The sequence below is a fragment of the Mannheimia granulomatis genome, from assembly GCF_013377255.1.
Taxonomy (GTDB): domain Bacteria; phylum Pseudomonadota; class Gammaproteobacteria; order Enterobacterales; family Pasteurellaceae; genus Mannheimia; species Mannheimia granulomatis.
In genome coordinates this window covers 1,187,494-1,199,728 of the sequence record NZ_CP016614.1, presented here as the reverse complement: position 1 = coordinate 1,199,728, position 12,235 = coordinate 1,187,494, and the positions used below count along the sequence as shown (strand labels likewise).

Here is a 12,235-nt window from a genome sequence, read left to right as displayed (position 1 = left end):
ATACTCCTTAAAATTGAAAGTGAGAAATAACTTTACAACATTTGTTTATATAAAACAAACTATTTATGCTTATATTTAGAACTTTTCTTTTGCCTCTTTTAATAAAGTTCCAGATACCATAATCCCTAATTCTTTTGCTGTTTTAGTATTAATTGAAAGCTCTAGCTGACTCACTTCTTGTGTTGGAATTGTACCTGCTTTTTCCCCTTTTAGTACACGAGCAGCACTTTTCCCTGTTGCAACACCAATATCATATTGGTTTACTGCATAAGCAGCAATCGCACCACGCTGTACAGTGTCACGATCTGCTGCAATCACAGGAATTTTGGCTTCTAAAGCGGCTTTATGTAGTGCTTCATAAGCAGAAACTACGGCATTATCTTCAGAAATATAAATTGCTTGTACTTTGCCATTTAAGCTACGTGCTGCTGTACCAATATCTGCACTACGTTGAACAGCGACGGGCACTACGTTGATTCCTTGTTTTTTCGCTTCTTCTTTTAACTCTTCTAATACAATAGCAGAATTAACCTCACCTGCACTATAAACATACCCAACCGCTTTTAACTCCGGTACCAAAGTTTTAATTAACTTAACTTGTGGTGTGATTGGCTTATGGTCCGAAATACCGGTTACGTTAGTGCCGCTCGGCTCCCAAGATTTCACTAATTTTGCCGCTACAGGATCGGTCACACCTGAGAATACAATTGGAATAGAGCGTGTTGCTGCAACAACAGGCTGTGCTGAAGGGGTGGTAATTGGAATAATGATATCCGCTTTATCACCAACAAACTTTCTCGCAATTTGTGCCGCGGTTGCAGTACTGCCTTGAGCAGATTGATAGTCTATTTTAATATTTTTGCCTTCAACAAAGCCTTCGCGAGCCAGTTCCTCAACAACACCTTTGCGAATTGAATCTAATGCAGGATGCTCAACAATAGCAGTAATTGCAACATTGTGAATTTTATCTTGGCTAAAAGCAGCTACTGAGATAGAGCTTAACAGTGTAACCAATACAGTTTTACGAAATTTCATAGCATTCTCCTAAATTTGACTTATTGTACTATTGTGATAGTACATATTAAGATCAAGATAAGCAATTTCAAGCAATAGTGCAAGAGGAATTTCAGCAAATTTGCTTTAAAAACAAACAAGCGGTTAAATTTTGAATGAGTTTTGCAAAAAACCATATAAATTTAACCGCTTGTATGAACTATATTTAATAAATTATTTAACTAATTTTAATGTTGATTTCTTTGTTTTGACTTTCTGTTGCTGTTCTGTACGCGTCTGATACGCCGCTTCTTTAACGTAGTATTCTTCATCTTGAAACATTACACCATCACCTGTTTCTTGAGCATAAATTGCTTCCATGGCTCCAAACGGAATGTAAATATCGCGCAACATTCCCTGAAAACGAGCCCCAAAACTAATATACTCCTCTGCTACAATGTATTGACCAATTGAACGTGGTGAAATATTTAAAATAATTTTACCGTCTTTGATAAATTCAGTTGGCACATCTACATCCGGATATTCGGTATTAACTAAAAGATAAGGTGTGTTATCGTTATCAATAATCCAGTTATAGTAGGCATTATAAAGATAAGGTCTTAACGGTTTCATTAATCTTTATCGTCCATTAAATGTTTAGGTGCTTCACCACCCACAGATTGAATAAAGCTATCACGTTGGAAAACACGAGTCATATAGGCATTAATCGGCTTGGCTGTTGCACCGCTAAATTTCACGCCTAATATCTGCATACGCCACAATAATGGAGCGATATAGCAATCCACAAGGCTGAAATCATCACTCATAAAATAAGGTTTTGCGGCAAAAATAGGTGAAAGTGCTAAAATATCTTCTTTTAATTGAGCTAAGGCTTTTTTGCCTTCTGCCGATTCAGGAGCTTTATTTACAATATCAATTTGTGCATACCAATCTTGCTCAATACGGTACATATTTAAGCGACATTGCCCGCGGGAAACCGGGTAAACAGGCATTAATGGCGGATGCGGAAAACGCTCATCTAAATATTCCATAATGATACGTGGATTAAATAAGACTAATTCACGATCCACTAATGTTGGAATATTACCATAAGGATTTAACTCTAAGAGATCTTCAGAAATACTACCTAGCATAACGTTCTCAATTTCATAAGGAACTCCTTTTTCTGCCAATACAATACGCACTTGGTGGCTATAAATATCCTGTTTATCTGAAAAAAGAGTCATTACTGAACGTTTGTTTATACTACTCGTCATTTATATCTCCGATGATTAAGTTAAAAAAGTAAAATGGTTGCCAATTATATCATATTTTAACCAACAGATAACAGTCCTAAAATTTGCCTTATTTCTACAAACGCTAAAGCAAACGTTTGCTTTGTGTGCTATTATTATGTTGTTTTACATTACCAAGATAAGGATTTAGAATGTCAAAAAAAGCTGAAATTGCAATTGTGATGGGATCTAAAAGTGATTGGGCAACCATGTCTGAAGCAACACAAATTTTAGACCAATTCGGTTTAGCCTACCATGTTGAGGTGGTATCTGCTCACCGCACTCCTGATAAACTATTTTCTTTCGCAGAAACGGCGCAGTCTAATGGCTATAAAGTGATCATTGCAGGTGCAGGGGGCGCAGCCCACTTACCCGGTATGATTGCAGCGAAAACCATTGTGCCTGTATTAGGTGTGCCGGTAAAAAGTTCGATGCTAAGTGGTATAGATAGTCTCTACTCTATTGTACAAATGCCCAAAGGCATTCCGGTTGGCACTCTCGCAATTGGCCCTTCCGGTGCGGCAAATGCAGCTTTATTGGCTGCACAAATTTTAGCAATGTTTAACCCAGAAGTTGCAGAAAAATTAAATATATTTCGCAAAACACAAACACAGCTTATATTAGATAATCCAGATCCTCGAATTGAATAAATAGAAATGTCCAAAAAATTATTAATAATCCACACCGGTGGAACAATCTCAATGCAAGAAGGAAAAGATGGAAAAGTCGCCCCTTCTACAGAAAATCCTTTATTAGCCTCGCTAGAACGTTTAAATCATCCGGCAAAATTAAGCCAAGAATCCTTATTTAATGTGCCTTCTCCGCATATAAATATTAAACATTGGCAGCTTTTAAAACAGCGTATTGAAGAAGCCGTTTTACAAGAAAATATGGATGCTATTGTCATTACACACGGCACAGACACCTTAGAAGAAACTTCTTATTTTCTAGATTTAGCCCTAAGTGTAAATGTTCCTATTGTCATTACTGGAGCTATGCGTTCAAGTAACGAGCTAGGCTCAGATGGTTTAATCAACCTACAAAGTGCAATTTTGGTTGCATTAAATGAAGAAAGCAAGAACAAAGGGGTTTTAGTTGTGATGAATGATGAAATCCATCATGCTAAATTTGTGACAAAAACTCATACGACCAATGTAGCGACATTCCAAACACCAACGTTTGGACCTTGCGGTTTAGTCAGCAAAAATTCAGTCATTTTTTTCCAAAAACTGACCGCTTACGAGCGCTTCCCAATTGAAACGCTAACTAAAAATAACGTACAGCTACTTAAAGCATACGCAGGCATGGATAGTTTTTTACTCGAACAGCTCGCAAAAAGCTGTTGCGATGGTGTGGTTATCGAAGCCTTAGGGGCCGGTAATCTTCCCCCAAGCTGCCTAGATGGTCTTGAAGCACTATTAAAAGCTAAAATTCCTGTTGTGATAGTTTCCCGCGCATTCAATGGTATTACCCAAGATGTGTATGATTATGTCGGTGGTGGAAAGCAGCTAAAACAAAAAGGCGTAATTTTTACCAAAGGATTAAGCGGACAAAAAGCCCGTATCAAGTTAATGGTATTACTGAATCAAAAACTCAACAAACCATTATCTGACTACTTTTAATTTTTCGAGAACAATAAATATGCAAAAAAGTACCATTTACCCCCCAATTTATGTGTTAGGTAACGGTCAACTTGGCAGAATGTTACGCTATGCAGGTGCTCCACTGGATATTGAAGTTAAGCCACTTGCTTTCGATGCTCCTGTTTTTGATATCGAGCCAAATAGCATTATTACCGCAGAAATTGAGCGCTGGGCGGATACTCCTTTAACAAATCTACTCGGCAATCACAAAAATTTTGTGAATTTATCCGTGTTTGGGCGCTTGGCAGACCGCTTCACACAAAAATCACTACTCGACCAACTTGATTTAGCCACCTCCCCATGGCAATTAGTAGAAAGTGCCGAACAATGGCAACAGATTTTCCAAAATATCGGTGAAAAGGTGGTAGTAAAACGCCGTTCCGGCGGTTATGACGGACGTGGGCAATGGATTGTGACACAAGAATCCGTTAACCAAATCACCCCAGATTTATTCGGCGAAGTGATTGCGGAAAAATTTATCCCTTTTGATGGTGAAATTTCAGTAGTTGGGGCAAGATTTCGTGACGGCTCAACCCATTTCTACCCGATTTCTCACAACTTACAGCAAAACGGCATTTTGCGTTATTCGGTCTCTGATGTGAATTTACCAAATCAAGCCATTTACCAACAACAAGCTGAACAAATGCTCGGTGCGGTAATGCAGGAGCTGGATTATATCGGTGTGATGGCAATGGAATGTTTTATTGTAGGCGATAAACTGTTAATTAACGAACTTGCTCCTCGTGTGCATAACAGCGGTCATTGGACTCAACTCGGCTGTGCAATCAGCCAATTCGAGCTACATTTACGTGCATTGCTTGATTTACCGACTCCGCCATTACAACAGATTGCGCCAAGTGTGATGGTGAATTTAATCGGCATTGAACATTCCAACCAATGGCTAAGCTTACCTTTTGCACAATTGCATTGGTATGGTAAAGAAGTCCGAGCCGGTAGAAAAGTAGGGCACATCAACCTCACTCACCCCGATAAAAAAGTGCTAATTGACTTACTTGAACAACTCCGCCCAAATTTAACTGAAGATTTTAATTCGGGGCTAGATTGGGCGATTAAAAAGCTAAAAACAAGCGGTCAAAATTGAGCAAAACTTTGCAAGTCCTCTTTTAAGAATGGCACAGACTCCTGACCTGTGCCGTTTTTTATGCTATCATCACCGCCGTTTTTATGATTTTAAAGAGATAGAATAACCGTGTTAGTTTCAGACTTTCATTTTGATTTGCCCGATGAGCTGATTGCTCGCTACCCGACTGCTGAACGCTCGGCAAGCCGTTTGTTGCATTTAAACGGAGAAACAGGAGAATTTGCCGATCAGCAATTTACGGATTTGTACAACCATATCAACGCTGGCGATTTATTGATTTTTAACAATACCCGCGTGATTCCGGCTCGTTTATATGGGCGTAAACCGAGTGGAGGTAAAGTAGAGGCCTTAGTAGAACGCGTGTTAGATGAACATCGTTGTTTAGCTCACGTTAAAGCCTCAAAAGCCCCGAAAGAAGGCGCTGAGCTGATTTTTGGTGAAGACAAATTAGGCGAAGGAAAAGGCTTTATCGCTACTATGGTAGCCCGCCACGATACGTTATTTGAGCTGGAATTTCGTGCGGAAACCCCACTATTTGACTTATTACAGCAAGCAGGCCATATGCCGCTGCCACCTTATATCGACCGCCCCGATGAAGATGCCGACCAAGAACGCTATCAAACTGTTTATAGCAAAGTGCTAGGTGCGGTTGCAGCTCCAACTGCCGGCTTGCATTTTGATAATGCAATGTTGGAAAAACTAAAAGCGAAAGGTGTGGATATTGCCTTTGTGACTTTACACGTAGGGGCTGGTACTTTCCAGCCGGTGCGTGTTGATACCATTGAGGCACATAAAATGCACGAAGAATATGCTGAGGTAAGCCAAGAGGTAGTAGATAAAATACTGGCCATCAAAGCCAACGGTAAACGTGTGATTGCAGTAGGAACAACCTCTGTTCGCTCAGTGGAAAGTGCCGCTCAAGCAGCTGAAGCCGAGGGCAAATTAATCGCTCCATTTTTCTCTGACACTGCTATTTTCCTTTATCCGGGCAAAACGTTTAAAGTGATTGATGCATTAGTGACTAATTTCCATTTACCTGAATCTACTTTGATAATGTTGATTTCTGCTTTTGCCGGCTATAAAAATACGATGAATGCTTACGCTCACGCTGTTGAAAAACAGTACCGTTTTTTCAGCTATGGTGATGCTATGTTTATCAATAAAAACCCAAATGCATTAAATGATATGCCGTAACTAAAAATTCCCTTTGAATTAAATTCAAAGGGTTTTTTTAATAATACTGCTTATACCATGGCGAAGATCGCTCCCTGCCCTGTTCAATCTCAATACTGTTTGAGTAAAATTTCATTCTTACCATTCCCGTTTCCGCTGTATTTAGTACCCGAATACCTTTTGAGGTCAATCGTTCTACAATTTGGTTATTGGGTAATTTCCACGGATTCCATCTTCCCGCAGAGATGATTGCAATTTTCGGCTGGGTAATTGCCAGTAATGTTTCGCTTGTACTACTTTTACTGCCGTGATGCCCAACTTGTAGAAAATCTACTTTGCCGACATCTAGCGCAAATTGCCGCTCTTGTTCCGTGCCAGAATCCCCTGTAAATAATATTTGCAAGCGGTCATTTTTCGCTACAATAATGCAAGAATCTCTATTTTTAGCCTGTTTAACAATTTGTGAAGGATAAACTGCCGTCAAATGCCATTGACCAAATTGCCACGTTTTTCCCTTAATACAAGGCTCAGATTGAATATTACGATAAAGGATTTGGCTTGAGCTAATAAACCGGGCGTTTGGATAGACTTGTAACAATTCGGGTATGCCTCCGGAATGATCGTTATCATCGTGGCTTAGGAAAATCGCTTCGACAGAAATGCCTCGGCGTTTCAAATAAGGCAATAATTCATTTTTTGCCATTGAATTCACTCTCCCATCTGCAGATTGCCAGCTTGCCCCGCTATCATAAATCACCGCTTTATTACCTTCATAAACCAATGCCATGGCTAAACCTTGCCCAACATCAAAAGTGATCCACTCTGTTTTTGCTTGCGGTAATAGCTTTGGAAAATAAAAGCTCAAATTAAACGACAAAGCCACTGTAAATGCTTGTAACCATTTTAGATAATTCAAGTTATAAACTTTGCAGTAAATCAGCAATAAAATCAATAAATTAACGGAAAGTAAATGCCATTGCTGGCTATAGCTTAAATCCCACCAAAAATCGGTGAGTGGAGCTAACAAAGCTAAACTGCTATGGCTTAATAAATCGGCAAGTTGCCAAGTAGAAAAAAGATTATCACTCAGCAAGCTAAATAAAATAAGAGGTACAAGGAAAAAGCTGTATAACAGCACAATAATTAAGTTGGCAATTAAAGCAAAAGGCGAGATACCTTGGAAAAAATAGAGCTGAACCGGTGAAAATATCAACCAAATACCGATTTGTAGATGAAATAAAGAGAGCAACAAGCGGTTAAATTTAGGCAAAAATTTGCTGATTTCTTTTCTATTTTCAAAGTGGGTAAAAAGAGACAGTGGGAAGAATTGATACCAAACAATCAGACTGGCAACGGCCAAAATTGAGAGCCAGAAACTATCTGACAGTAATGTGAGTGGATCAAGCACTATTAATAAAGCCACTACCCGCCACCAAAATTGCCACGCAGTGTAATGGCGACGGCAAAATTGCCACAGTAAGGCAAAGCTAATTGCCAGCAATGCTCTTACTGTCGGTACTGCAAAGCCGGCTAAATAACTATAACTAAAGGCAAAAAGAAAACCACACATTCTAGTAAAGAAATAGGAAAATCCGACCGCTTGTAATAGTTGAATACGAGAGATCAACAGTAACCATTGTATGCCTTTAGCAAGATAGAAACCAAATGCCATTGCAAGTGCAATATGCAAGCCTGAAATCGCAATTAAATGGGCAGTTGCAGTTTTTTGAAAAGCTTCCCAATGGGAAGAACTAAGCCATGCCCGTTCTCCAAATGCCAAAGCTAATAATAGCCCTTGAGTAGCTAGATCTTCTGTCTGTTTTTTTACCCTATTAAGCCAATTTGTCCGAAAAGAACTGACGCTTATTTTTAATCTTTCTGCTTTTTTCACCGTTGCTGTTTTTGTGATATTTTGAGCAAAATACCATTTTTGACGATCAAAATTACCTATGTTACTACGAGCTGAAATGGGGCGAATAGTTAATTCAGCACGGTAATGTTGATTTAATTCCAGGGATTGTTCGGCTTGCCAGTTGAGATAAATTTTATCTCCATTTTCCAATTTAGCTATTGCGGTTTGATAATCGGTTTGTTTTAAAATTTGAATAATTTCAAATGATTTGAAAGCTTTAATAGCGGTTATATTTTCTGCATTTTTTGCAATTTGGTCTACTTGAACATAGCCAATACACAGTAAAAAACCAAGTAAAAAGATCAGCGTATCTCGATAAAAAACACCCACACACCCAATTAAAATTCCCGATAGAACGCAAAAAAACAGGAACTCTTTCGGCAGAAACAGAATCGGCAAATGAAGTAAGGTTAGGAAAATGCAAAAACGGTCTAAATTCATACCAGCTACTCAATTTTTGTTTGAGTATGCCGTTTTATGCCAAGATTTTCAGAAAGGATTTTAAATTTTTCGAGCAAGCTCACAAAAATAGTTACAAAAATAAAGGCAGACCGAAGTCTGCCTTTATTTCAAATCTGATTATTTTTGATCTTCTGCATAGCTTACTGCTGCAGTAAATAATACGTCAGTTGAGGAGTTTAATGCTGTTTCAACAGAATCTTGAACAACACCGATAACAAAACCTACACCAATTACTTGTGCTGCAATATCATTTGGAATGCTAAATAGGCTACAAGCTAATGGAATTAATAATAGTGAACCACCTGCAACACCAGAAGCACCACATGCACAAATTGAAGCAACTACGCTTAATAACAATGCAGTTGCAAAATCAGGCTGAATACCTTGCGTATAAGCTGCAGCTAAAGTTAACACGGTAACGGTAATTGCCGCACCTGCCATATTAATGGTTGCACCTAGTGGAATAGCAACTGAAGAGATTTCATCACGAATACCCAAGCGTTTTGCAAGATTCATATTTACCGGAATATTTGCAGCTGAACTACGGGTAAAGAATGCCGTTACGCCACTTTCACGCAAGCAAGTGAACGTGAGTGGATATGGATTGCGACGAATTTTCCAGAATACTAATAAAGGGTTGAGTACGAGTGCAACAAATAACATTGCGCCTACCAATACAAATAATAAGCGAGCATAGCCTTCAAATGCATCCAAGCCGTTGATGGCAACCGTTTCTGCTACTAAACCAAATACCCCGATAGGTGCAAAGGCAATAACCACTTTTACCACAAAAGAAACCGCATTCGCTAAATCATTTAAGAAAGCTTTTGAGCTTGCAGAACCATGACGAAATGCAATACCTAAACCGATAGACCAAGCAAGTATGCCGATAAAATTAGCATTGCTTAATGCAACAAGCGGATTATCTACTAAGTTAAAAATAACTGTTTTTAAAATTTCACCAATACCTTGTGGTGGAGTTAAACCATCCGGACTAGCTGCTAATTCTAAGGTCGTTGGGAATAAATAACTTAATACTACTGCTGTTAATGCAGCGAAAAATGTACCTAAAACATACAGTACTAAAATTGGTTTTAATTTACTGTCAGTGCCTACTTCTTTGTTTGCAATTGCAGATAAAACTAAAACAAAAACCAAAATTGGTGCAATTGCACGTAATGATTTAACAAAGAATTGCCCTAAAACACCTACGCTGGCTGCCCATTCTTTATTCACCGATGCTAATAAGATACCTAGCCCCAAGCCAATAGCGATACGCAAAACTAAATTACCGCCAAGAATTTTTGATGATAATGAATTACTCATAAATTTCACTTCTGTAAGACATAAAAAAATAAGGGTAAATTACTTTACCCACCTAAAAATGAGTTAGCCAGATTAGCGGAAAAAATAGTATTATGGAATAGACAAGCGGTCATTTTTTTAAAATTTTTTGCAAAAACCACAAAAATTTTCCATTTTTTATAAATTTCAATTTATTCTTAATAAGTTTCTTTGAACAACCTCATTCTTTCAGTACAATAGCAATCATTTTTCACTACTTATCTTTTTACTATGAAACCAGCCAATAAAGCAGATTTTCAACGCGTTATCAATGCAACACATTATTCTATGAAAGGGTTAAAAGCCGCTTATATTCATGAAGCCGCATTTCGTCAAGAAGTATGGTGTGCGATAATTTTATTCCCTCTTGCTTTCTTTTTAGGCGATACTAATATTGAAAAAGTGTTGTTAGCCGGCACGGTACTTTTGGTACTGATTACCGAATTATTAAATAGCGCCATTGAATCTGTGGTAGACAGAATCGGGGCTGAATTCCATGAGTTGTCAGGCAGAGCAAAAGATCTTGGCTCTGCTGCAGTATTTATGTCGATGGTTTTATTAGCTGTTACCTGGATATTAGTTTTATTCTGCTAATACCTTTTTCTACATCTAAACGCTTATGAGGTATTCTATGAACTTGAAAAAAACATTACTTTCTGTCGCACTCTTAGGGGCAACATCAGTTATGGCGTATGAAACAGATAAAACCTATAGTTTTACTGTTTTACACACTAACGATATACACGGACACTTCTGGCAAAGTGACAAAGGTGAATATGGGATGGCTGCACAGAAAACGTTAATTGATAATATTCGTAAGGAAGTAGAAGAAAAAGGAGGTTCTATAGTTCTTCTTAATGCAGGCGATGCAAATACCGGAGTACCGGAATCCGATATGCAAAATGCCCGCCCGGATATTGAGGGGATGAATGCAATCGGTTACGATGCTATGGTTCTAGGGAACCATGAGTTCGATTTTCCACTTCAAATCCTTTCTATGCAAGAAAAATGGGCAAAATTCCCTTTTATTTCTGCTAATGTCATTAATAAAAAAACAGATAAACCTATCGTAAAACCTTACGTTATTCTAGAACGAGGCGGACTAAAAATTGCAGTTGTTGGATTAACAACAGAGGATACTGCAAAATTAGGTAATCCTGATGTAACAGAAAATGCATTTTTCAAAAATCCGATTGATACTGCTAGAACCACATTAGCTGAAATTAATAAGACAGAAAAACCTGATGTTCGTATTGCATTAACCCATATGGGCTATTACTTTGATGGCAAACACGGCACTAACGCGCCGGGTGATGTCACGATGGCGCGTACTTTAGACAAAGGTGCTTTCGATTTAATCATTGGAGGGCATACTCACGATACCGTTTGTATTGATGAAAAAGGACAATTCAAAGCAAAATATACACCAGGGGAAGAATGTAAACCAGACTTCCAAAATGGTACTTGGATTGTGCAAGCCGGTGAATGGGGAAAATTTGTTGGTCGTGCAGATTTTGAATTCAAAAACGGAGAAACCAAGTTAGTTAAATATGAGCTGATTCCGGTGAATTTGAAAAAAACAATTAAAAAAGAGGATGGCACAAAAGAGTATCAGCTTTACCAACCGGAAATTAAAGCGGATGAAGCGACTTATGCATTATTAAAAAAATATCAAGATGAAGGCGATCAAAAACTTAATATTGAAGTGGGTCATGTGAAAGGTTTGTTAGATGGGAAACGGGAACATATTCGCTTCCATCAAACAAATCTAGGCCGCCTTATTGCACAATCACAAATGGAGCGAGTGAAGGCGGATATTGGTATTATGAATTCCGGTGGTATTCGCACCTCAATTGAAGAAGGTGTCGTGACTTATAAAAATATTTTAACGGTACAGCCTTTCGGCAATATGATTGCAACAGTAGATTTAAAAGGTCAGGAATTGCTGGATACTTTAACGACTATTGCTTTGAAAGAAGTAGATACAGGTGCTTATCCTCAATTTGCCGGAGTTTCTATGGTAGTAGATCGTGGAGCAAAAACTATCTCAGAAGTTAAAATTGGTGGTAAGCCTTTTGATGCGAATAAAACCTATAAAGTCTCTCTTCCAGACTATGTTGCAGCCGGCGGTGATGGTTATCCTTTATTGAAAAAACACCCAAGCTATGTGAATACCGGCTTTATTGATGCTGAAATGCTGAAAAAATTCTTTGAAGAAAATAAAGTCATTGAAGCTGCGAAATTCGATCCAAAAAATGATATTATCTTTAAATAAGCCAAAGGGGAATCAGTAGATTCCCCTTATTTTTCC

Annotated in this window: 11 protein-coding genes; 6 read left to right on the top strand and 5 right to left on the bottom strand. The window is 38.3% G+C overall.

Annotation, left to right across the window (positions count from 1 at the left end; genetic code table 11):
- Positions 1–75: 75 nt before the first annotated feature.
- The 3 genes from A6B41_RS05620 to sspA all read right to left on the bottom strand — a co-directional run bounded on the left by A6B41_RS05620 (position 76) and on the right by sspA (position 2,270).
- Positions 76–1,035 carry an ABC transporter substrate-binding protein gene (locus A6B41_RS05620; RefSeq protein WP_027074606.1) on the bottom strand — a complete coding sequence of 320 codons (960 nt, stop codon included), beginning with the start codon at positions 1,033–1,035 and terminating at the stop codon, positions 76–78.
- Between the two features lie 192 nt (positions 1,036–1,227).
- A complete protein-coding gene (locus tag A6B41_RS05615; RefSeq protein WP_027074607.1) occupies positions 1,228–1,626 on the bottom strand; it encodes a ClpXP protease specificity-enhancing factor in 399 nt (132 codons plus the stop codon).
- A complete protein-coding gene (gene sspA / locus A6B41_RS05610; RefSeq protein WP_027074608.1) occupies positions 1,626–2,270 on the bottom strand; it encodes a stringent starvation protein SspA in 645 nt (214 codons plus the stop codon). Before sspA ends, A6B41_RS05615 begins: the two co-directional genes overlap by 1 nt.
- 170 nt (positions 2,271–2,440) lie before the next feature.
- On the opposite strand from sspA, the gene purE reads away from it, so the two are divergent.
- The 4 genes from purE to queA all read left to right on the top strand — a co-directional run bounded on the left by purE (position 2,441) and on the right by queA (position 6,227).
- Complete coding sequence (gene purE, locus A6B41_RS05605) at positions 2,441–2,938, top strand: 5-(carboxyamino)imidazole ribonucleotide mutase (protein ID WP_027074609.1); 498 nt, start codon at positions 2,441–2,443, stop codon at positions 2,936–2,938.
- Between the two features lie 6 nt (positions 2,939–2,944).
- Positions 2,945–3,910 (top strand): asparaginase, encoded by a 966-nt coding sequence (locus A6B41_RS05600; protein ID WP_027074610.1) that lies wholly within the window; start codon positions 2,945–2,947, stop codon positions 3,908–3,910.
- Positions 3,911–3,929: 19 nt separating this feature from the next.
- Entirely contained in the window at positions 3,930–5,033 is a 1,104-nt protein-coding gene (gene purK, locus A6B41_RS05595; RefSeq protein WP_027074611.1) for a 5-(carboxyamino)imidazole ribonucleotide synthase, read from the top strand.
- Positions 5,034–5,141: 108 nt separating this feature from the next.
- Positions 5,142–6,227, top strand: coding sequence for a tRNA preQ1(34) S-adenosylmethionine ribosyltransferase-isomerase QueA (gene queA, locus A6B41_RS05590; protein WP_027074612.1), 1,086 nt, complete (start codon positions 5,142–5,144; stop codon positions 6,225–6,227).
- Between the two features lie 37 nt (positions 6,228–6,264).
- On the opposite strand, the gene A6B41_RS05585 is transcribed toward queA, so the two are convergent.
- Complete coding sequence (locus tag A6B41_RS05585; RefSeq protein WP_027074613.1) at positions 6,265–8,559, bottom strand: DNA internalization-related competence protein ComEC/Rec2; 2,295 nt, start codon at positions 8,557–8,559, stop codon at positions 6,265–6,267.
- 138 nt (positions 8,560–8,697) lie between these two features.
- Positions 8,698–9,906, bottom strand: a complete 1,209-nt coding sequence (sstT, locus tag A6B41_RS05580) for a serine/threonine transporter SstT (RefSeq protein WP_027074614.1) — start codon at positions 9,904–9,906, stop codon at positions 8,698–8,700.
- Positions 9,907–10,155: 249 nt separating this feature from the next.
- On the opposite strand from sstT, the gene A6B41_RS05575 reads away from it, so the two are divergent.
- Together A6B41_RS05575 and ushA are read left to right on the top strand one after the other, a co-directional pair.
- A complete protein-coding gene (locus A6B41_RS05575; protein ID WP_027074615.1) occupies positions 10,156–10,518 on the top strand; it encodes a diacylglycerol kinase in 363 nt (120 codons plus the stop codon).
- A gap of 37 nt (positions 10,519–10,555) precedes the next feature.
- Positions 10,556–12,199 (top strand): bifunctional UDP-sugar hydrolase/5'-nucleotidase UshA, encoded by a 1,644-nt coding sequence (gene ushA, locus A6B41_RS05570; RefSeq protein ID WP_027074616.1) that lies wholly within the window; start codon positions 10,556–10,558, stop codon positions 12,197–12,199.
- Positions 12,200–12,235: the final 36 nt, after the last annotated feature.